Annotated in this window: 20 protein-coding genes; all 20 read right to left on the bottom strand. The window is 65.3% G+C overall.

The genetic code is table 11. The annotated features are described in order from the left end of the window. Window positions 1–79: 79 nt before the first annotated feature. Window positions 80–1,351: an oxygenase MpaB family protein gene (locus OHB12_RS04800; RefSeq protein ID WP_327116525.1), complete on the bottom strand. Its 1,272-nt coding sequence runs from the start codon at window positions 1,349–1,351 to the stop codon at window positions 80–82. Next, a complete protein-coding gene (locus tag OHB12_RS04795) occupies window positions 1,348–2,691 on the bottom strand; it encodes an NAD(P)/FAD-dependent oxidoreductase (protein WP_327116524.1) in 1,344 nt (447 codons plus the stop codon). Before OHB12_RS04795 ends, OHB12_RS04800 begins: the two co-directional genes overlap by 4 nt. Continuing rightward, window positions 2,688–4,253: a flavin-containing monooxygenase gene (locus tag OHB12_RS04790; RefSeq protein ID WP_327116523.1), complete on the bottom strand. Its 1,566-nt coding sequence runs from the start codon at window positions 4,251–4,253 to the stop codon at window positions 2,688–2,690. Before OHB12_RS04790 ends, OHB12_RS04795 begins: the two co-directional genes overlap by 4 nt. Continuing rightward, entirely contained in the window at window positions 4,250–4,909 is a 660-nt protein-coding gene (locus tag OHB12_RS04785) for a GNAT family N-acetyltransferase (RefSeq protein WP_327116521.1), read from the bottom strand. Before OHB12_RS04785 ends, OHB12_RS04790 begins: the two co-directional genes overlap by 4 nt. A 78-nt stretch (window positions 4,910–4,987) precedes the next feature. Further along, on the bottom strand, window positions 4,988–5,851 hold the full coding sequence (locus OHB12_RS04780; RefSeq protein ID WP_327116519.1) for an MBL fold metallo-hydrolase: 864 nt from the start codon (window positions 5,849–5,851) through the stop codon (window positions 4,988–4,990). Window positions 5,852–6,100: 249 nt separating this feature from the next. Further along, window positions 6,101–7,036: a hypothetical protein gene (locus OHB12_RS04775; RefSeq protein ID WP_327116517.1), complete on the bottom strand. Its 936-nt coding sequence runs from the start codon at window positions 7,034–7,036 to the stop codon at window positions 6,101–6,103. Further along, entirely contained in the window at window positions 7,033–7,899 is an 867-nt protein-coding gene (locus OHB12_RS04770) for a hypothetical protein (RefSeq protein ID WP_327116514.1), read from the bottom strand. The genes OHB12_RS04775 and OHB12_RS04770 overlap by 4 nt, the downstream gene beginning before the upstream one ends. 53 nt (window positions 7,900–7,952) lie before the next feature. Next, complete coding sequence (locus tag OHB12_RS04765; RefSeq protein WP_327116512.1) at window positions 7,953–8,843, bottom strand: DUF4913 domain-containing protein; 891 nt, start codon at window positions 8,841–8,843, stop codon at window positions 7,953–7,955. Next, entirely contained in the window at window positions 8,840–10,723 is a 1,884-nt protein-coding gene (locus OHB12_RS04760) for a type IV secretory system conjugative DNA transfer family protein (RefSeq protein ID WP_327116510.1), read from the bottom strand. Before OHB12_RS04760 ends, OHB12_RS04765 begins: the two co-directional genes overlap by 4 nt. 46 nt (window positions 10,724–10,769) lie before the next feature. After that, on the bottom strand, window positions 10,770–11,801 hold the full coding sequence (locus OHB12_RS04755) for a hypothetical protein (protein WP_327116508.1): 1,032 nt from the start codon (window positions 11,799–11,801) through the stop codon (window positions 10,770–10,772). Between the two features lie 269 nt (window positions 11,802–12,070). After that, window positions 12,071–13,048, bottom strand: a complete 978-nt coding sequence (locus tag OHB12_RS04750) for a hypothetical protein (protein WP_327116506.1) — start codon at window positions 13,046–13,048, stop codon at window positions 12,071–12,073. Window positions 13,049–13,061: 13 nt separating this feature from the next. Beyond that, window positions 13,062–13,988, bottom strand: a complete 927-nt coding sequence (locus OHB12_RS04745; protein WP_327116504.1) for a hypothetical protein — start codon at window positions 13,986–13,988, stop codon at window positions 13,062–13,064. Window positions 13,989–14,067: 79 nt separating this feature from the next. Next, entirely contained in the window at window positions 14,068–14,976 is a 909-nt protein-coding gene (locus tag OHB12_RS04740; protein ID WP_327116502.1) for a hypothetical protein, read from the bottom strand. Between the two features lie 45 nt (window positions 14,977–15,021). Then, complete coding sequence (locus OHB12_RS04735; protein ID WP_327116500.1) at window positions 15,022–16,077, bottom strand: hypothetical protein; 1,056 nt, start codon at window positions 16,075–16,077, stop codon at window positions 15,022–15,024. Beyond that, window positions 16,074–16,616 carry a hypothetical protein gene (locus OHB12_RS04730; protein WP_327116498.1) on the bottom strand — a complete coding sequence of 181 codons (543 nt, stop codon included), beginning with the start codon at window positions 16,614–16,616 and terminating at the stop codon, window positions 16,074–16,076. The genes OHB12_RS04735 and OHB12_RS04730 overlap by 4 nt, the downstream gene beginning before the upstream one ends. Beyond that, on the bottom strand, window positions 16,613–17,278 hold the full coding sequence (locus OHB12_RS04725) for a hypothetical protein (protein WP_327116496.1): 666 nt from the start codon (window positions 17,276–17,278) through the stop codon (window positions 16,613–16,615). Before OHB12_RS04725 ends, OHB12_RS04730 begins: the two co-directional genes overlap by 4 nt. Window positions 17,279–17,346: 68 nt before the next feature. Then, entirely contained in the window at window positions 17,347–18,474 is a 1,128-nt protein-coding gene (locus OHB12_RS04720; protein ID WP_327116494.1) for a C40 family peptidase, read from the bottom strand. Between the two features lie 81 nt (window positions 18,475–18,555). Next, entirely contained in the window at window positions 18,556–18,894 is a 339-nt protein-coding gene (locus tag OHB12_RS04715) for a hypothetical protein (RefSeq protein ID WP_327116492.1), read from the bottom strand. Between the two features lie 168 nt (window positions 18,895–19,062). Next, window positions 19,063–19,683 (bottom strand): hypothetical protein, encoded by a 621-nt coding sequence (locus OHB12_RS04710; protein WP_327116490.1) that lies wholly within the window; start codon window positions 19,681–19,683, stop codon window positions 19,063–19,065. A 456-nt stretch (window positions 19,684–20,139) separates the two neighbouring features. Continuing rightward, window positions 20,140–21,849, bottom strand: coding sequence for a hypothetical protein (locus OHB12_RS04705; protein ID WP_327116488.1), 1,710 nt, complete (start codon window positions 21,847–21,849; stop codon window positions 20,140–20,142). Window positions 21,850–21,922: the final 73 nt, after the last annotated feature.

Raw genomic sequence — 21,922 nt, 5'->3', positions numbered from 1 at the left:
TCACCATTCATGTCTTCTCCAATCTCGATATCGGGCTGTTGATCCGACGGATCGAGCTCAAGTCGTGCCGCGAGCCTTTTTAGGCAACCGTGTCAGCTGCCGCTCGCTGGACGTAGTCGCCGAGGTGGTCGTGGCGGTGAAAGTTCAGCTGGCCTGACTGGCTGAGCATCATTCGTTTCATCAAGCGGAGCCTGCTGCGTTGCCCGTGTTTCTCGGCCCAACCGGTCGCGCCGGGCAGGAGCCTACGGGGGTATTCCAGAGCTGTGATGATCACGGCGAAGACGATCACGACCACGTGAAATGCTGCACTGTCAGGGATTTCGAGGAAGTCGGCATTCCTCCTGCCGAGTACGGAGCGGGCGTAGGCGCACGCGATGCCGCTCACCACATTCCGCCCGAAACGAGACGCCATGTTCGTACTGTCGCCTGCCACGGCGGGGCCGATGGCGCGAAGGAATGCCTGCGCCAACCGGATCGAGTCCTGGTCTGGGTGGCCGAATTCGTGGTGGGTCTGCAGCCACAGCATCCGCCAGTAGTCGCGGTCGTTGGTCGGTAGGATTTCTTGGTCTACGCCGAGCAGGTATCCGGTATAGCGCCAGAGATGGTAGATCGCGTCTTTGTCGTGGCGGCTGAAATGTATTCCGAGAGCTTGGGATCCGGCCATGTGTGCTATCGCGAACAGCATGGTGGTCCCAGCGAGGGTGGATTGGTTGATCGGGTGGTCCCATGCGGTGAAGTTCCAGTCCTCTCGCCGTGTCATACCCGCGCGGACCATCGCGTGCATGAGCCGCACGCGAATCGTTGCCTTGAATCCCGGTGCGAACCGGTCCAATCCACCTTGACTGGTTACCTGGGTGAACCACGTGGTGGTCTCGGCGATCCGGCGGGGCGCCATCCGCTCGAGGTCCCCGGTTCTGACCAGTGTTTTGACTACTCGGGAGGCGAGGTAGCCGCCCATCAGCCCGACCATGGACAGCGAAGCGAACCCGATCAGCCCGGTTCGTCCGATTACCCGGCATGCGTGGTCGAGCTGGCCAACATCGACCCAGTACGGGACGGTGTCGATGTGGGCGAAGAATTCGACCAGTTCCCGCGGTGGGTCCTCGACCGCGGTGATGCCGTTCTCGACGGCGTTCTCGAACATCGCCCGGCCGTGACCGGCTGGGAAGCGCCGCAGCATCGCGACCAGTGCGTCCGCGTTGGGGTCGCCCATGCGGGTGTAGCGCAGGTAGGCGTCGCGTTGGGCGGCGGTCGCGTGAATGTCGCTGGGTGCCAGCATCTTCGTCGTGAGAGTGACCGGGAACTCGGTCAGCAGGGGCAGGTCAGGAAGTCGTTGCTGGTGCGTCGTCATCCTCTATCCACCCCGAGAAGTACAGGGGCGAGCAGCCCCGGTCGAAGCAGCGAGTTCGGTGGCGCGACCAGCGACATCACCTCACCGAACGCGGCGGCGACTCGGGGGTTGGTGGTCGCGGCGCGCAGTACCTGATCCAGGTAGCGGTGCTGGATATCGACCAGCACCCCGGATGGTCCGCCGATCGTCGCGGGGAAGCGGCGATCTTCGCTGGCGGACATCAACCACGCCGTCTTCGACGCCGCGGTGACCGCACGGCGCGCGGCGCGCGCCGTCGCAGGCCCGATCCCGCCATGTCGTAGCGCCGCCGCACGCAGGGCGTGCGCGCCCAGTGCCGCGATGGTCATGCCTTGGCCATAGACGGGATTGACCGAGCATGCGGCGTCACCGACGACGACCAGCCCATCAGCTGTGCCGCACTCGAAATGTCTTCGCCGACTCGGACCAGGGCGGTGACCCCAGACCGGGCCTGCCGGGCGAGCGGTGCTCAGCGCGTCGCTCAGCGCGGGGTCACGCAACTGTGCCAGCACGGTATTGAAACCATGTTCGCCTGGTGGTGGTTCCGCTCCTCTCATGCCGCCGACGCTGACGATCCATCGATCATTTTCGACCGGCATCAGCGAACCCATCCGCAGCTTGTTCGGCGCCCGGGTTTGCAGATACAACGCACTGAACCCGAGATTGCGATCCGGCGGACGGTGAAAAAGCCTGCTGGCGTAGGCGACCCCGCCATCCACATGTTCTTCGGGAACCGGTGCGCATCCCAGCTCGCTCAACCAGCGGGTGAGTTTCGATGATCGCCCGCACGCATCCACTACCAATTCCGCGCGTATCTCACGCACGCTGCCGACACCGCCGCGTTGGCGGATCTGGACGCCGGTGACCGTGGTGTCGGTACCGAGCAGACCTATCACCTCAGCCCCCTCAATGAATTGCACCGAGGACTCGGCGCTGATGCGGGCGCGCACGACATGGTCCAGTACCGGTCGCGTGCACGACAGGATCGCCAGCTGACTGTTGTGCGGTGCCATCCATCCTGCCGAGGTCAACCAGTGCAGATCACCCGACATCGCGACCATAACCGCACCCGCACCCAGCAATTCGGTGCGGATGCCCGGCATCATCTCTTCGAGCAACCGGTGTCCGGCTTCGAGCATCAGATGCGCGTGACGAGCTTGCGGCACTCCCGGGCGTGCTTCGGGACGAGCAGGGTAGAAGTCGCGTTCGATAATCACGACCCGCTCGGCTGTGTCGCGCAACGCCCATGCCGCCAGTAACCCGGCGTACCCGCCTCCGATCACCACTGCTGTGCCGCGCCCTTGCGCCTCGGTGATGCTCATGCCGACCACCTCTGCGCCTCGGGTGACGGTGTGGCCGAGGTCGCCGACGTAGCGCGGACCGGTTCGAATGCCCGCGCCGGGAGCTGGCGGGTCATGCGTGCGAACCGGCGGCGGCTGGCGGGCCACGGGTTGGTCACCGCCCCGCTGGGATGTTTGTACCAACTCGCCACTGCGCCCGGCCACACCGTTGTGGCAATGGCCCGCTCCAACCACACCCGATAGGATTCCATCGCCGAGGGTTTGACTTCTATTGCGGGAGCAACGATTTCGTCGCGCCAGCGCAGAATCTTGATGATGGCTTCGATTTGGTGTTCCTTCATCGCAGGATTCGAGCCGGCTGGGTTGAACGAATTCGGTCCGGCGATGAGGAAGGCATTCGGGAAGTTCGGCACCGCCATCCCCAGCAACGCTGTGGCACCGTGGCGCCACTGCTCGTGCAGCAGGATTCCCCCACGACCGCGCACCGTCACCGGGACAAGAAACTCTGGGGCACGGAAACCCGTGGCGTAGATGACGACATCAGCGCGGTGGTGGGTTCCGTCGGCGGTGACGAGCCCGTCTCGACTGAATCCGGTGAGTGCTGCGGTGACGAGTTCGACGTTGGTTCGGTTCAACGCCGGGTAGTAGTCGCTGTCGAAGATGATGCGCTTACCGCCGATCGGGTAGTCCGGGGTGAGCACGGCACGTAGTGCCGGATCAGGAATTTGGTGACGCAGGTGGTGCCGCGCAATCCATTCGGCGGGACGCGCTGACCAGCCGCGGCGCATGATCGGTGCCAGCACCGCGTCAGCGGCGACGGTCAGCACGCGCCTATAGAGACGGTGCCCGCCAGGCACCCTCAGCACCGTCTGGGTGACGGGCCCGAAATCGGTGGATGGTTTCGGTAGTACCCAGTGTGGTGTGCGTTGGAAGACCCGCACCCGCCGCGCGGTCGCGGCCAGGGTCGGCAGGATCTGGGCGGCGCTGGACCCGGTCCCGATCACGGCCACCTCACGCCCGATCAGATCTTGGTTATGGTCCCAGTCGGCGGTGTGGAACACCGCACCCGCGAAGTCGCTGCGGCCCGGGAGGTCCAGGGTGTTCGGGCGGTGCAGTTGCCCCACGGCGAACACCACCACATCGGCCAGCACCCGTTGACCGGTCGCGGTGATCAGCTCCCACCGCCCTTGGTCTTCGAGGTAAGCCGCAGCGCTGACGGCGGTGGCCAACCGCAGGTGCGGTGCCAGGGCGTGGTCGTTGACGACACGGCGCAGGTAATCCAGAATCTCGCGCTGGCCTGGGTAGCGGATGCGCCGGTCACGGTAGGGGGCGAAGGAGAACGAATACACGTGGGAGGGGACATCGCAATGGCAGTCCGGGTAGGTGTTGTCTCGCCACACCCCGCCGACATCATCGGCTTTCTCGTAGATGGCGAAGCGGGTGATGCCTACCCGGCGCAATGCAGCGCCCATCCCGATCCCACCGAATCCGGCTCCGACGACCGCCACCTGAAGATCAGAGCTGTCAACGCCCGCAACGGTGGCCCGTGCCGGGCGGTCGCGGCGCTCGGCTGCGGCGCTCACTGGTTCACCACCTGATGGAACACCGTTTCTCCCGGCCCGGCCGCGACAACAGCGGGTGAGTCGATAACGCCGTGTAGGGCCAACGGTGCGCCCGGATCGGCCAGGTCCATGCCACAGTGTCGGTAAAACTGAGTCAGCCCCATTGAGCTGCTGGCGAATTGGCCGTACACGATCTGTGCCCCAGCATGGCGGGCAGTGGTGAGGGCGTGTCGTAGCAGCGCGGAGCCGACACCGAGACGTGTGTACCCGGGCAGCACCGCTAGGGCATGGATTTTGATCGTCGCGAATGCTGCCTGCATGACCGCGGTGTGCCCGAAGACCGCGAGCTGAGCGCATATTCGAAACGACGGGCCCGCCGAGAGTCCTCCGATGGGGTGGCCATCAGCGACAGCGACCAGCGCCATGGTCCGCGCGGCCAGCACCGTTGGCACGTTGCGGGCTGCGCCGGTGATGTTGTGCACCGACCGTGCGTAGCCGCGTGAGAGCCCTGTGGCGAGGATCCCGGCGTCGCCGATCTGGACGAGGTTATGGCCGGCCCGACGTGCATTAGGCACACCGGCGAGATGATGCCATCGGGCGAACTCACCCAACTCGGCGCGGCAATGGGCAGGCCGTACTTGCACAGGGGTCCCGAAGGAACGCGGGAAGGGCGGCATAGCTGTCTCCTAATCAGTGGGATGTGGCGAGCAGATGAGCTAAGGGCGGGACTGAATCGAATAGCGTTGGGAAGGTTGCTATTCGGGTTGCCAGACCTGTTCGCCGTCGGTGTTGGTGGTGACTCGACCGAGTTGGACGTCGGCGAAATGCATGCCGAAGCCTCGGGTGTAGGGCTCGGCGAGTTCGTCGAGCAGGTGTCGGCAGGTCCTCGCCGATAGAGCCGGGTCGTCGTCGACGGCTGCAGTGAGCTCCGGGTGGGTGACCTGAACTGGTGACTGCATGGCGTCGCCGAACACGATCAGCCGATGGCCGCCCGACCCGATGACGTAGGCGAGCTGGCCGAGGCTGTGCCCGGGAGTCGCCATGGCGTAGATGCCAGGAAAGATCTCATCGCCATCGGTGACCGTTCGGACCTGAGCGGCGAAAACATCGAGCAACTCCGCGCTGGCGCCGTCGCCGGCAGCGAGGTCGCGGTGCTGCCATTCGGTCTGTCCGATAACGACTGGCACGTCGGCGAAGGGGCCGATGGTGGTTCCGGGCGAGGATTGCCACAGCCAGCCGATGTGGTCCAAGTGCAGGTGAGTGATGGCGATCTGTTCGATGTCGACCATGCGTTTGCCTGCTGCGGCGAGGCTGTCGAGCAATTGCCCGCCGCGCATCAACCCGAATGGGGTGGGCAGGGCCAGAGGCCCCAAACCGACGTCGATGATCATGGCCCGATTGCCGAATTCGACAAGTAGGCCGCCGACGCTGGCCACCAGGTATCCGTCGGCGTTGATCAAATACGGGTGCTCGGACCAGGTCTGGTCTGAGGATTTCGTGAGCCAGGCACGCGGTTCGAGCAGGGCTACACCGTCGGGTAGGTACGTGATGCGGTGGTCGCCGAGTTGGTGGCTGTGAGTCGCCGCCGGGCGGGTGAACTGGTCCAGGCGCAGTGTCATGGTGCGATCTCCTCTTTTCGGGTTACGTGATGGACGTGGTCGGGGTCGCGATCTACTGCGGTCGCACAAGGGTGTGGGGGATCCCGGGCGACGCGGGTCCCTGCGGCCTGGCGGCCGGGTCATGGCACGAACATGCCGGTCGTAGTGATCGCCGAGTGCGCGGCGACGGCGGTGCCGGTACTGGTGCTGGTGCTGGTGGAATGCATGGCTCCTCGCGCTCTATGAGAGGTGGACAACGGCTACCGGCAGTTAGGGATCGGGTCCGGCATCCTGATGGGCTTCGAGGGCTGCGGGCTCACCGCTGTGGACCTCGGCGCAGGGGTCCCCGTCGTGCGCGGTGTCCGGTATCGCGGCGTTGATCGCTGTGTCGATGTCGATTCCGGCGTCGGAGCCGTTGGCGTCTATCGCATCGAGGGTGTGGTGCGCTCGTTCGATCAGTGCTTTCGGCGTGGGGGGTTGTTCAGTTTCGGGATCGGCTGCGGGAGGGTCGGTGCCGCGTTCTGCGCTGCGCAGGCTCTTCAGTGAGCGCCGCACGCTGGCGGCGATGGTGGGGGTGGTGTAGGTGCGCCAGGCCGCGTTGAGGTCGTCGAGGCTGTAGTGCCGGTAGGTCTCGACGCGTCGATCGATCTCGACGCTGGCGGCGTTGAATACCCGCCCGCGCCGGTGGCGGCCCATGCCGACCGAGGTGGCAGTCGCCGAGACGCGCGTCCACAGCGCTGCCATGTTTCGTCGAAACTGTTCGGCGGCAGCGGGTTCCGGGTCTGTCGTGATGCCGTCAGTGGCGAGGCGACGCCGGCGAACGACGGTGACAGCGGCCATGTCTGCGAGCTGGCGAGTGTCCTCGACAACGCGTTTGGTGTTTCGACGCCCTGTCGGCGAAGGCGCTGCCGGGAGCAGAAGTTCCTCGGTCCAGGCGCGACCGGATTGCCCAGCTGCGCGCGCTTGGTTGACCCAGCTCGCAGGCATACCGTTTGCGCGGGCACCGATCTCGGTCAGCTCGCGGGCGCGTTCGACCTCACCGATCTCGTCGAGCAACCCGGTGCTCGCCGCGGAGCCCGGGGTGGTTACCGATACGGCCTGACGCAGTCGAGCGACGCGGGCAGCAAGGTGGTGGATCTGGTGCAGGAGCGTGGCCTGCTCGGGCGCGATATCGCGGATCCGCGGCGGCGAGTTCGGGTCGGTCATAGCTCGGCTGCCTGCCACACCGGTGGCTCGGCAGCGATGTCAGTCGGTGCCAGGTCGCCGCTCCAGGGATCGGTGTCCGCTGCGTCGCTGAATGTCGGTAGCGCTATCTCGGCGTCGGCTCTGAAGGTCGGGTTCGCTGCGTCGATCGCGGTTTCGATCTCGTCGCCGGTCGGGGTGGCGGACTGGAACAGCGGTTGCGGCGCTGTGAGCGCCGCACCGATTCCGGGACCCAGTGCTTCGGCAGAAACCAGCGCGGCTGCGGTGCCGATCGTGATTCCGGCCTCTGCCAGCGCCGTGGCTTGCAGTGCGTAGGCGTCGATGTCGGTGCGGGCAACCTGACGCCAGCGTTGCGCCGAGCCTTCGACCGGGATCGAGTCGAGCATCGAAACCCCAGCGTCTACCCAGTCTTGTTCGCTGCCCCAAAGCTGCTGTCCCTGATCGCTGGTGAGGCCGAGCAGGTTCGCCACGCCTGCGGTCCTGGCGCGCAAGGCACGCACGTTGCGGTCCAGATCGCTGCCGATGCCGCTCTGGGTGGCCGCACCGAACTTTCCGTAAGCCGTTGAGAGGGCGGTCCATTCGCGCAGCCGCTGCACATCGGTGTCGAGGCCGGTCAGGATCTGCTCCCAGTCCCGCGGCTCGGGGGTGCGCAGGTAGAGGTCGGGATTCCAGGTCACTGCTCGTTCGCCGCGCTCGCGGACGTGATCGACCCACGCGCGGGGTACCCCGCCAGCCACCGCGGCGTTGGTCAACGCTTCACGCAGAGTTGCCCGGCTGTGGAAGACCTCGTACCAGGTCGGCAGCGGGCGTTGCCCGCTGTGCTGCTGGTGGCGCGTTGCCTCGGCCAACAGAGTGGAGACGGTCACCGACTGGTTCTGCAGAGACCTCAGCACCTGAATTTGGGGCCGCGTCGGAGTGATCACAACCCCTCCCCTGCCCCCGTGCCATTGCTGAAGGCTCGGAAGTCGGGGCCGAACCCGAGGCGGTCGACCGGTGTTTTCGCACCGGGGGCGCCGAACCATGCAGCGGGGATCGGTTCAGCCGGCAATCCGGGGATGTCGAGGTGCTGGTCGAGTGTGCAGCGGTGCAAGGGTCCGTTGGCGGCGTCGAGGATGTAGCGCATGTGCGGGTCGATGTGACGCACGAACAAACCGCTCATCGCCGACTTGTCCTCGGCACGGCGCGCTGCCTCGAAAACCCGGTGCAGCCCAGCGAACCGGACCGCGACCGCTTGGTGGCGCCACCACTGCCGACACCAGCTGTATTGGCCTTCCCGGGAGTTTCCCGCGATCCGCACTGCGGTGACCGGTAGGAGCCAATCGTGGACGAACTCGATGTAATGCGAGTACCTCGGCGGTGGTGGTTTTTTTCCTTCCTCTGTCGTCTCGGTCTCGGGTGTCGCACTGGGCGCACTATTCGTGGACCTCACCCATCCCGCTGGGATGGGATCGAACGGCAGTGACGGCGTGGCGAGGTGGGTGGTGCGGGTGCAACGGTGCAGCGGACCGTTGGCGGCGTCGAGGATGACCTTGAAGTGGGCGTCGACGTGCGTGAGCAGGAATGCGCTGAGGCCATTTCCGGTTTGTGCGCGTCGTTGCGCTTCGAACGCGCTGTGTAGGTGCGCGATTCGGACCGCGACGCCACGGTGGGCCCACCACTTGCTACACCAGGTGTAGGTGTTCTCTCGGTTCGCCTCGGCCAGTCGGATGTTGATCGTGGGCAGCAACCACTTTTCGGTGAACTCGGTGAAATGCTGGAATACCGGTGGAATCGGCGCTTTCTTGGCTGCGGCCGCGGTCGGTGCGCTCATGACGGGTCACCATCGCTGGGCTGACCGTCGTCCGCGGTTTCGATGGGACCGGTGATTTGCGGGGCGTGGGCTGCTTTCTCGAAGCGGGCCAGCGATTGGTGGATCAGGGGTGCGTATTCGGTGTCGGACCACCAGAGTTTGCGCACCACGACCGGCCCGTGGTTCGGGAGTCGGACCAAGGCACGGTCTTTGGGCAGGCTGGCAAGCAGAGAGACGTCGAGGATGGGTTCCGCGCGCCAGGTCAGGGTGCGGTTGACTCCCCCGGCACCGTGGCTGCGAGACCGGTCGGCCACATCGTGCGGGCCGGTCATCGCCGACCAATGTTCGAGGTAGTCGACCGCAGCGATCCCACCGCCGTATACCTCGATGGATTGGGCGCGTATCGTCTTGAGACCGCTTGCGCCCCAAAGGTCTTCGCCCTGCTCGAGGACCTGCAAGATCGTGATCAGGATGATCCCGCAGCCACCGGCGTAGGTGTAATACGATGGCAACTCCGAGATGCGGGCACAGTTGGCGGCCTCATCGAGCACCCCCAACAGCGGCACCGCGAGGCGCCCATCGGGGCGCGCTCGCGCCGCCTCGAGAGCGGCTTCGAGAATCTGGCCGACCAATGCCGAGGTCAGCGGCGTGGCTCCGTCGGGACCGGCCATTGACAGCGCGTACACCGTGTCCATCGAGGTGACGAACTCGGCCGGTTTGAACTCGGGCAGAAGGTGAGTCGGGTCTTGTTCGGTCTTGTTGACTACGACGCGGGTTTTGTTGGTCTTCTTATCGGTTTCCTCCCGCACCGCTAGCAACTGGCGCCGCGGTGGGGTGACCATGGTGGCGTAACCCTCGTCGGCCAGAACGTTCAAAAATCTTCTGGCCATGTCATACAGACCGTCGCGCTGCCTGGCGTAGAGGGCTTGGGATTCGACTATTCGCTCGGCAGGACGGTGGTGGCCGTAGTGGCGCAGAATCAATGCCGGGGTCTGGTCTTGGTCTCGCCCCAGCCACTCGGCTACGTGCTGTAAGTCCCCGCCCGCACACGCCGCGGCGAACATATACAGGCTCAGCAATTCTTGTGCGCCACCGTCGAAATAGGAGTCGACCTTGGCGTTCGCCGCTTGTGACGCCGACCCTGCTGCGGCCGAGACGAAGAACCCAGCAAGCTTGCGGGCGGCGGGCAGGGTTGTGACCTGAGTGAGTAGGTTGACCCAGAACCCGCACTCGATGCGCCCGGTGACCGATTGCAGGTCGCACATCCAGATTCGGCCGCGCTGTTCGCGCCCGTAGACGGTGTGCCGGTAGAGGTCTGGTTTATTGCTAGTAGCCAGACACGGCCCCCACGCCGCCAGCACAGCCGGGATAGCCCACGCCATGGTCTTGCCGGTACGTGTGCCCGCTGCGATCGTCACTCCGAGCTCGGCGGGGACGAACAACCCGACACCGCCGATGACTGTTTTGCCTAGTGGTGGGCCTTTGCGGGCCTGAATTTCCGGGCTCGCGTCGCGCAGCAGCCGCTGGTTGGCGATCGCGTTGTCGCAGGCACGGGCCAATTGAATCGCTGCGGGCCGTTGCATCGTGCGCGCCGCCGCGTCGATCTCACTGCCAGCGATGAACGCCCGCCAGCAGGCAATGACCAACGCGGCGCCCGCAGCGGTGAAGGCGACGGCTAGGACGCTGGCCTGCCATGGCCACCGGCGCTGGCCTGCGACAACCTCGAGCAGCGCGGTGATCGGATGGCTCGTGACCGGCAGTCCTGCCCACCAGCTGCCCAAGCTCAATGCCGCCCACAGCGCCAATGCGAAGCCGAGCAACGCCAGAAAGACGAGCAGGAGCGTGGTTTCTTCGCCGAGACCGCGTTTGGTGCGGCGGCGGGTCTCTCGTGTCGAGATCATGATCAGGTTCTCCAAACAAGTGTGAGAAGTTGGGCAGCAACGGTTTTCACAGCGACACCTCGGCGTCGACCTCGCGCGGCGCTACCTCGGTATTGGTTTCGAAGTCGTTGATGGGGCTCCACTCACCGGGTTCGGCTTCGGGCAGTGCCGCGTCGATCGCCTCACCGATGTCGGCGCCACCAATGGGCCCACTCAGTGGCGGTGCGCCCGGATCGTTCGAGGTCGATGACTGTTCGTGCCAATAGGTGCCGTCGCGTCCCGCTCGGTAAACGGCCTCGATATGGGCGGGCCGAACACCGGCATCAGCGGCAGTGACGCGGGCGGAGCGGGCCGCCTCGAGCAGGGATTCCAGGTGTGCGATGTGGGCCTGGTCCTGTTCGGGTGAGCCATCCCATCGATCGGCCAGGCGGGCGTGTTCGGCGGTGCGGTCCTGCAGTTGCCTCAATGCAGAGCGCTGGCGGGCGGTGCGTGCGTCAGCTCCGGTGTCGAGGTCGCTGAGTTCTTCCTCGGCTGCCAGTAGCTGATCGGTTTCGGCGATGATCGCGTCGATCTCGGCCAGATTGGTCAGTTCCGGGCCGCGGCCACCGAGGGCTCGGTCCAGCAGGTCGGTGCGCTCGGCGTCCGCTCCGGCGGAGCGCTGCGGTGGGCGCCAGCGGGCACCGTCTTGGGCCGAGCCGCTGATGCGGGTTTCGATGTGGCCGGTGACTTCAGCGGCTTGGCGCAGGTTGCGCCAAGTCACCGCGTCGACACCGATTTCTCCTGCGGCTTTGGCTTGTGCGATGCCGCTGTAGGCCGCGCGGGTGGTTTCTGGGCGCTGTTCCCATCCAGAGACCGCTGCTTGTAGTTGCTCCCAGACTCTGCGGTGCTCGATCGCTTCGTGGCGGCCGTGCCGGGCGGCCAGCCCATCAGCCTGCGCGGTGAATTCCTGTGCTTGCTCAGGCGTCTCGGCCCACGGCGTGACCAGCCGCAAGTTGTAGTAGTGCGTGAAATCCGCGCGGATCTCGGCTTCGGTGGGATCGGCGACGTCGTGGTAGTAGGCGGGATCGGTGGGCCCGTGCCGCTGGTCGGGCCAGCTCATCGCTGCGCCCAGTGGTCGCTGTAGTTGCGGATTCGTTGGCGGTGGTGCGCGAAAATTGGTTCGGATGTGCTGGACATCGTCGACCTCCGGTGGCGGAAGGCGTGCGCCGCGAACCGTTATCGCCGGTGCGGCGGTGTTCGGATGTCCCCTGGCAGTGCGGGTTCGGCGTCCTGGTCAGTACCCGTGACCAGTGCGTCGACAAGATGCGTGTGCTGCGGGTGGTTCTGGTGGATCAGTAGTCGGTCAGGTTTTCCTTCCGCGATGTTCGGCTAGTACGGGTCGGTGCCCGGGTCGATCGGGCGAGGCAGGTTGGTGGTGTCACCGACATAGTCGGGTTCGCTTTCCCAGCTGTGCTCGCCATCAGGCAGCGCGGCGTCGATAGCGTCGGCCATATTGGTGGGACCGGCGGCGCGATCGAGTTCGCCGTCGTGGTGGATTGCCGCGTCGACGAATTCCGCGCGCAGCGATGTGGTGGCGGTGGCGATCATGTGTTGGGGGGTCGGTGGCGTGACCTCGGCGCCAGCGATGGGGGTGCCGGTATCGGGGTCGGTGGGAATGTAGGGCGGGACCGCGAGGTCGCGGCGAGCCGTCGTGTAGGAGTTCCATTCGTTGATCAGCGTCAGTTCGTCGTAGGTTTCGAGATGGATGGCGTGGTGTCGCCGGTCGCCTTCAGCACCGGGACCCCAGAGCAGGTCGGCTTCGGTGGCGGTGATCTGCGCGGCGTGTGCCAGAGCGGTGACTCGCTGGTGGTAGAGCTGCATGTTTTGTGTGAACTGCGCTGCCGCGTTCGGATTGGTGCCGAAGCTCCACCGTCCGGTGGCGATGCGGTCCGTGCGAGCCGCGCAGAGACCGGCCATCCGCTCCAGGTGCCACAGGTCCAGACAGAGCATGTCGACGTAGAAGTCCTGAGCGGCATTGTCCCGAACCGGATTCTGCCGGACGCCGGCCTCAACGCGCGGGCGCGAACTTCGGCTGCCGAGCTCGCGGGCGTCTTCGATCCAGGCCGGTTCGATCCCCGCGGTGAGCGCAGTCTGTTCGGCCTGCTCACGCTGGGCATCCAGTCCATCCAAATGCGTTTGCCACGCCGTACGCGGATCGTCGTCGATGGTCAGGGCTTCGAAGCCATCCCACCCGGCATCGAGGATGCGGGTGTGTTCGGCGGCGAGCAGCCGGATCCGCAGCAGCAGTTGAGATTGCCATTGGACCACCGTCTGGGGCGAGGAGAATTCGGATTCGGGAGTCGTCATCGTGGCCCTCGCCTCATAGCTCGTACTGGGCCGATGAGCCGGGCTCGGGAGGACGGAGAACGGGTTCGCCGTCGGCTTGGCTGACCCAGGGTCCGATGACGTCGTGGGGTAGGGCGTCACCGATTGCCGCGCTGATTTGGGTGCCCGTGCCGTCGTGACCGTTGATCACGGCCTCGGTAGCTCGTCCAATGAGCTCCTCTAGCGTCTGAGGCCCGGCGCCGGGTCTTTCGAGCGCCGCCCCGGCGGCAAGATTGTCGATACCGCGGCGGGCTTCGTGCTCGATGCCACCCCAGGCGTAGGCACGCCACCGCTCGTGCAGGGCGGCGTCGCTGTAGCGGTGCACTGTCGCCCCGACCAGCTGTTTCCAGCCCTGCCAATCGCGGCCCCACAGCTCGGCATGCTCGTCGCCGGTCAGGCCGATGACATGGCCGGTGTCGTTCGCACGTCTCCACAACGCGGCCATGTTCCGGTCGAACTGCTGGTGCGCTTGCGGGTCGGGCGGGAAGCGTGCGTCGATGCTGCGGAGTCGATGGGCAACGCTGATCGCGGCCATGTGCTCGAGCTGCCAGACATCGGCTGCGGCACCTTCGACCATGTGGGCGCGTACGGGATCCTGCCCGTGGCGCATCGTGGGCGGGGAATGCACGCTGTCGCCCCATCGCAGCCCTCGCTCTCCCCTCTCCCGCGCCTCAGTGATCGCTGCGGCCGGAACGCCGACGGCGCTGGCGTGGATTTCGATCTCGTGCTGATCGGCGGCGAGGGCACGCAGGTGCGTTCGCCAGGTCTGCATCGGGATTTCCCCGCTGCCGTGCTGGGGCTCATAGGTGGGGTGGCCTTGTAGCAGGACCCGTACGTGGTCGGCTGAGGTGTTTTGGATGCGTTCGAGTAGCCGTAGCTTCCAGCTGGGCAACTCCTCCATCCCGGGTACCGGTTTATTCATGTCGTGTGCCTCTTTCTTGAAAGAGATTGGTGTTCAATCGTTTCCGAGCTGCGGAGCCAACGGGCGGTCCGCGCAAGGGTCATGGCTCGTGGTCGTTGTCGACCTCGGCGGGCGCCGAGACGGTTGCTGTGTCGGTCGCGGTGTCGGCAAGCCCGAGAGCAGTCGGCGGGTCGCCGCTCAAACCGGCGGCCTCGATCGCGGTGTTGATCGCAGCGGCATCGGGCGCACGGCCGGGGTCGGTGACAGCCAGTTCCGTGGAACGCTGGTCGAGTGTGGTGATGGCCGCGGCTGCGAGTTCGACCATGCGGTCGGGGGAGATCGGCATCTGTCCAGCGATGTCTTCGTGGGTGATCCCGGCTGCCTGCAGCACGATCACGGGCATGGCGGCGGCGGTGAAGTCCGCGCTCGCGACGTCGTTCCACCGTGCCGTTAACTGGTGGTCGCTGTGTTCACGAAACTGATCCGCCACGGCGGTGGACCAGTGGTGCTCGCCGCGCCGCCACACCTGATGACGTTCTTCCTCGGTCAGCGTCAGCGCGTGCGATATTGCCCCCAGCCGCTGCCATGTCATTCCCATGACCCGGCGGAATTTCCCCACGGAGTCGGTGTCGATCTCGAATCTGCGGGCGTAGATGGCTGCGACACCTGCCGTGTCTTGTAGTCCGCGCACATCCTGGCCCAGGGCTGCGGTCAGGGCGGATCGCTCGACCTGTCCTGACCCGAGCAATATCTGCCCCGGTTGCCAGCGGGTACCTCGTTCACCCGATGCCCGGGTGTAGTCGATCCACGCCTTGGGCACCCCGACCGCGAGCGCGACACCTTCGAGCTGTTCACGGGACCGGTCGGTGTAGCGGATCTGCCGCAACACTTCAGCGGTGGGGTCGGCGTGACCGGCGTGATGCGCATGCTCGAGGTTGCGGTGTTTGTCGTAGGCGAGGTTCTGCACTGCTTTGAGCAGATGCGCCTGCAGCGGAGTCGGGGTGTCCATCTCAACGACCCCGGTCCCGCCGGATCGCCGGAGTGATCCCGGGGGTCATGGCTCGAGCCCTACATCCGGTGCCGGAAGCATCAGCATTGGTGGCAGCTCGACATCCACAGCGAATTCGACTGTGTCGGTGAGGGATTCGCCGTTGAGTCCGGCAGCGTCGACGGCTTCCCCGATCACTGTCCCGTCCTCTTGAGGGTGGGAGTCAGGCTCCTCGAACAGATCACTGAACTCATGCGCGAGGTGTGTCGCGAAACTCAATTCCTCGGTGAGGCCGGTGACATCCTCGATCGACACCGAACCGCTATCACGATGCATGGCTGGGGCATTCGGCTCGACGAAGTCGAAGTCCTCCACAACGGTGGCATCGATGATGTCGCTGTCTGCGCGTTCGGCCCCGGGGGTGGGGATTAGGGGGCCGATGAACTCGGTGTGTTCGGTGCCGGTGTCTTCAGCGAACCTCTCGTCGAAGGCTTCCGCGGCACGACGGTGCTGCTCGGACAACCCCTCCGCGCCCTTGGCCGCGGCATGTGCGGCAGCAGAAGCCATCGCCTCGCCGGATTCGCCGTGAGAGGTCAAAGTTTCTTCGAAACCCGCTGCACGCCGCCGGATCTTGATCATCAGCTGTTTCAGCTCGACGTCGAGTTCGTGCAGCTTGGCCTCGCGAGCCTCCCGGTTGGTATAGGCGCCGACCTTCGCGTCGTGGATCTCGGCGCTCTGCTTCCGCTCGCTTTTTCCTGCCTTGTTTCGGCGGTTCAGGTCAGCATCAGCGCGTTGAATCTGCCGCCATGTCTGCCACTGATCCATCTGGTGGGCTTCCCCGCCCCGCTCGATCCGGGCGCGGACTTCGTCGACCTTGGCGGTGTTGAGTTGTCGTGTTTGCCCCGCTGAATCCCCAGCGTCGATCACGCGCAGACGGTGTTCGATGAACGAGCGCCGATCCTTGGCATCTGCGAGACGCACCCGCTGGTCGGACTCGGACTTCGACCGTGATTCACCGCCACGGCCACGCATCAGCGCCGCCGTGGTGTGGGCGGTCTGCAAAGCTTGGACGAACCCGTTGCGCATTGCTTGGCTGGATTCCTCGACCGGATCGCCACTCACGACAGCACCTCCAATCCGGACAGCAGCCACGCCGCACCAGCACTGGTGCGGGTGGCGTGGGCGTACACGGAGAACCCAATCGCTGATTGGTCACTGGAGGCGAGTTCAACGGCCAGGACTCGGCTCGCGCTGGTCGCGGTGTCGGCGGAGTGGTCGTCGCTGGTGACGCGAGCGACTGCGGTGATCGTGACGGCGTCGGTTCGCCACTGCTGCCACTGCGTCACGCTCACCGGTGCCCACACCAACGCTGCGGGCTCTGCGCGTTCGGCGAATCGGGGGTCCATCAACGGTCGCGCCGCCCGGAAGGCTGCCCGCTGGTCTCCTTGTTCCCCCGGCCGATAACTGAACACGGCGTGCACCGCCGCCGTCAGCGTCGCGTCGGCCGTGCAAGCATCGACGTCGCTGAATGGCGACGCGAAGCCTGCTTTACGGCAAAGGTGTTCATTGCTGGACACCGGCAGCGTGGTGTTCGCGGAACACCCTCCCGCGACTACCGCGGCCATACCTACGACGCCGGCCAGCAACTTCGCTCGGGTCATGCCGACTCCCGGTGTGCGTCGAACAGGCCGCCGAGGTCGGTGGTCGACCAATCGACGGCCTCGCGGCGACAGCATTGTTCAGCAGCCGGGTTATGCACCGGATCGGTCACTACATCCAGTACCAGCGCGGCGGTGAGGGCGGCACGATGCAGCACCGCCGAGTCCACGCCACGACTGCGAGCCAGGACCAGATGCAGAGTCGCAACGTCAGCACCCCATTGGATGCGAGCTTGACCCGCCAGCCAAATCGCTTGTTGTGCTGAGGCTTCCGCCGCTGCCGCACCGGTGCCAATGGCGGTTCCGCGAGGGAACAGATCGTGCCAGACGATCTGGCCCTCGCCCCGGCAGATGGTGAAGGTGTCCATCGTGGCGGCCGACCACAGCATCAACCGCGGGCCTCGGGCCGCCGCCGCTGCCAACCGTCGATGCACGCAACGGCGCGCTGCTTCGGCTTGCCGCCGACCCTCGTAGTCGATCCCCGCGACCAGCAATGCAGTCAAGTACCGCTCGAAGCTGAGGACATCGGTGAACCCGTGCTCGACAGCCACCCGGTCGAACTGGCAGACACGGGTGAACTTGCGCAACTCCGCCGCGCGGACACCTACGACCAGCTCCGGCGTGACAGTAGAATGCGGAACACTCTGGGTTGGTGAGGTTTTCATGTTCTACCTCCTGATGGTGAGGTTGGGGTAGTAGTTGTAGGTTTCGCACGTGCGCCGGATCGCGAGGATCACTGCCGGACATCTCCTTGCCCAGGTTGCGATGACGTTTTTGGAACTGTTGGGTTGCTGTAACGGCGCACGTCCATGCGTTCGCCCTTCCAGGCGGATAGCGCAGTGAGGGTGACCGTTTGCCCGGTTTGCGGAGCGTGCAGCAACATCTCGGTCCCGGTTTCGTCGTCGAGACCATAGAAAACGCGGCCGTAGTAGATGCCGACGTGATGGGAAGCCGTATCGCCGGGTGTGGTGAAGAAGATCAGATCCCCTGGTGCCCGGTCCGCGAACGGCACGACCTGTGCGGACGGGTCGTCTTGTTGGGCTTGGGTGTAGTGCGGCAATCGAATTCGCCCGCCGGAGGCGTGGTATATCGCGTAGAGGGTCAACCCGGAGCAGTCGAAGCCGCCGTTGGTCGGGCCGTTGGTGTCGCCGCCACCCCACACATACGGGGTGCCGACCCAGCGGGCGGCGTACTCGATTACCGCTCGTCCGAACGCACTCGCCTCCGCGGGCAGCGGTGTGCCGGAGCCGGTCGGCCCACACCCGAGGGCCGGTTCTCCTGGCGCAGCGGGTGCCGAGCCGGGGTCGATGTCGGCGAACATCACATACAGTTGGCGAGCCAGCTCCAGTTGTGCTCCATAGGCGTTCGGCGCGGAGCGTTCGATTGCTTGGGCAAGCTCGGCAGGTGACATTCGTTCTGCGTCGCGGCCCAACTCCGCGGCACGGTCGTAGAACCAGTTGATCTGGTAGACCGGGTCCATCAACCGTGCGATACCGACGGATCCATGGATACTGAACCGGATCTGGTGCGGACCGACCGAGTCGTAGTCGTGTCCGAGTCCGTCGTTGGCGTAGTGGAGCGACTCGGGCACTGCGGGGTTGGCCAGATTCCGGAAACTGCTCTCGGCTGCTTGAGCGGCGAGTTCGGCGATGATCACCGATTCCGGCATCCCGCGCTGCTTGCCGATGGCGACACCGTTGCGTGCCAGCTGCAATTGCCGCTCCGAGAGCCCTGCCACACTCTGGCCGGTCGAACCGTTGATACCTGTAGCGCTGTTCGACAGCGGGGTCGCACACGACAAGGTCGGATTTGCACCGAGGACCACCAGTAGCAGCGCGATCAACGCGATAGCGACTGACATCGCTGTCGCAGCAACAACTTTCGATGATTTGTCCATCGGTCATCACCTGTAGGCTCCGGCTATTGATTGCGCTGTCGGTCATCACGATGTGGTGTCGGCGTAGATGTCTTCAGGCCAGCCGCCCTGACCTTCACAGGTTTCGCAGTTCTCCCACTGGTGGCCGTTGACGACCTGGCCCTCATCACCCCGGCAGGTGCGGCACTCGAACCACGGTCCGGGCTTTTGATCGTGCGAATCGTGGTTGTTCTCAGGGTGTTTGGGCCTTTGTTGTCGCATCGGTTTTGCGCCTTCTAGTGGTTGGAGTGATCGGGCAGCTGCCTGGTGGCCAGCCGGATTCTCACCGAGTTGCCGGAAGCGACAGATCGGCGACTGATTGATGAGAAAGGCGACAAAAATCATGGGAAGAAGAAGCCACATCACTGTGGGTTCTCGGCATTCCCTACGTCCGCGGTCATCACGACCTGCGCGAACCAGGGGTTGTCTCATCGGTTTTGCAGCTGAGGTGTCTCATTGGTTTTGCGCTTTCCGCGAGCCTCGGATCCGTTGGTGGCCGCGAGCCGGCCATCGATGGATCTGGTCGTCGATCGGTCATAACCCGACCTCCGGTATGTCCGGCAGCGCGACGCCGTCGCTCGCCGAGTCAGCGTCGGCGCTTGGCTCCGCACCTCCGTGCAGGTCCGCATCGAGACCGGCCGCGGCGATCAACCGCTCGCTCTCGTAGTCGGCCTCAGCCAGTTGCCGGTCGCGTTGGATGGACGGTCGCACGGAGTCTTTCGAGGCACTGTCGATGTCAGCTTCCAGTGCCGCATCCAGGTCGGCGGGTAGACCGGTGTCGACGATGTCTGCGGTGCGGCTGTCAGGACTGTTCGCCGTGGCGAGCACTCCGTTCACCGTCTCGCGGACTTCGGAAGACAGCGGCGGGATGTCGCCCGCCATGTTCTCTTCCATGGTCACCGCGACCGGGCCGTACCAGCCGCTCGGGTGGCGATAGCCCAAGTGTGCGAGCACCTGATCGGCGAGCGGGTTCGGACGCAGGTCCAGGCTTGCGAAGTCGTCGGCGAACCAGGCCCGCACCCGGCCTATGCCCTGGGTGCTCAGGTCCGGCACATGCGCGCGTATAGCGTCCCGCCAGCCCTGATCGCGGTCACGTGAGCCGTAGATGACCGCGCCGTCCGGTTGCAGCACAACGAAATCGGCGGGCCAGCTCATCGGATCACCTCCTCTGCGGCGAATAGGTGAGACAACCCCATCCCGACCAGCCCGGCGCGTACGAATTCCTCCGAGGCGATACGGGGTTCGGTGTGGCGGGCGAGGTTGTTCGCGCCTTGTTCAGGTTCTCGACATTCATTGCATCCCTTGTGATTTCGACTTGCACGAATCGTGGTTTGTCTCATCAGTTGCGCCTCCTGTCGGGGTTGTACGCGGCGCTCGGATCGCGCCGCAATGTCCGTCGGGGGTGAAGCGGTAGTAGACGCGGCGTTGGGCCATCGGATCTCTGCGTGCGCGGACGGCGCGCTCGACTTCGGCTTCTTGGCGTCGTCTCAGCCAACTGGTTGCCGTCATACGGCCATGGACACACCGACCCGAAATCTCACCAATTGTTCGGCAGCGAACTTCGGGCGGATTTATACTGAGACAAGCGAACTCAGTCATGAGATCCCACAATCACCTGCTCACTTCCCCGGCAGCGGGCAGGTTGTCGAAGCGCCGGTTGGTGTTGTGCACGTCTGCCGTGCGTTCGGTCGGGGTGAATTCCAACCGGAACGGGATGCCCGGCTCGGCCGCTTCACCGGTCTTGAGCAGGAAACAGCCTGTGCCGGGCGGGGTTTCGCGGCGCGACGGGTCGAGGTCGTCATCCGAAGGTGGGCGTGGCGCGGCCCAGGAGGTGACCAGGAGCTTTTCGGTGTCGGTTACTCCGACGGCCGCGCGGATGCGGTTGATCTCTTCCGGTCCGACCGGCCCGATCAGTTTCGCGCGGGCACGTTCGAAGAAGCCGAGGGCTTTGGCTTGGGCGGCCGGTGAATCGAAGGCGGTGAGGTCTTTGATGGTGTGGCTGCACATGATCAACCCGGTGCCCAGGGGCCGGTTCAGGCGGGTCAGCGCATCGACACGGTCGACCATGAATTCCCCCACCCCGAGGACACGCCAGATCTCGTCCATGACGACCTCGAAAGTGCGTGGCGGGGCAAGCCCCGCATCAGCCAGAGCATGGGCGGCGGCGACCGCTCCGAATCCCTCTGACCAGCACACCATCAGGACCGCTGCCAGGAGCTTGTTGTCGCCTTCGGGAATACGGGAGACATCCACGCACACTGCCGGGCTCGCCAAGTCGATGCCGGTGGTGGTGGCTCCATTGAATATCGCCCCGAACGGTCCTTCTACCAATGCCCGCAGCGAGCGCCGCAGCGTTTTGGTGCTGGCCCGATAGGTCTGTTCGTTGTCTTCTTCGGCGAATTCGCGTAACCGGTCACCGCCGTCGGAGATCACTTCGAGCAGGTTCGAAAGCAACGGTGGGTTCGTATAGCTGAATCCGTTTGCCGGGGTGTACAACTCACGCAATCCCGCAGCGAGGAGGACTTCTTCGTAGTCGGCCACTCGGGAGCCGCGCACGAGTTCGATGAGGCCGGCAACAATATTGACCTGCCCGGCCTCGACGCGGGCGGTGACTTGGCGGCGTTGATCGGGGTCGGTGAGCCGGTCGACGACAGCGCCGAGCGCGCCGACGTCGAGGGGGTTGATGGTGTTGTGCCCGTATCCGACATCGATGATTTGCCCGCCGAGCTTTTCGACGAGGTCGCGGTAGTCGGGTTTTGTGTCACCCATGCACAGGACGGTTTCCCCGGCCGCGACCGCGCCGGTCACCATTCGGCGGATGAGACTGGATTTGCCGAATCCGTTGAGGGCCAGCACGAAAGCGATCGGCGCGGTGATGAACCCGCGCAGGAACCAGCTCATCGGGTCGAAATGCACGGGAGCGCCGGTGATGTAGTGCGCACCGACCGGTGTGCCGACAGTCGGGGCGCTCGCGCCGACAGTGAACGGCCACAGCCCGCTCACTTGTGCCGTGGTGGCGCGCCACTCCGGGGTGCTGGGAACGACCGCGGCGCGACCGCCGCCGAGCCCGCGGTAGCCGCGGTCCGACAGTTGCGGCGGCGATCGGTCGAAGCCATCATGGCCGGATTCATTCGCGCGGCGCGCGATGGTGGCCTGGCGGTGATCATCGCTCGATATCGCCATCCGCGCCCGCCAACCTCGGAGGCCGGGCTTGTCGGCGGTCGCTTCAGTCGCGGCGCGGGCCTGGGCCGTGAGTACCCGTACTCCCGCGACGGTGTGGGTGCGCGCGGGCCGGGATACCTTGTGGCGCTGGGTGTTCAACTCAGCTCCCCATCACTCAGGTTCGATTGGGGGAGGGTGATGACGGCGAGCCGCAGACCAAGGGCCATTACCG

The sequence above is a fragment of the Nocardia sp. NBC_01730 genome (assembly GCF_035920445.1).
Taxonomy (GTDB): Bacteria; Actinomycetota; Actinomycetes; order Mycobacteriales; family Mycobacteriaceae; genus Nocardia.
This window is presented reverse-complemented; position numbering and strand designations above follow the sequence as displayed.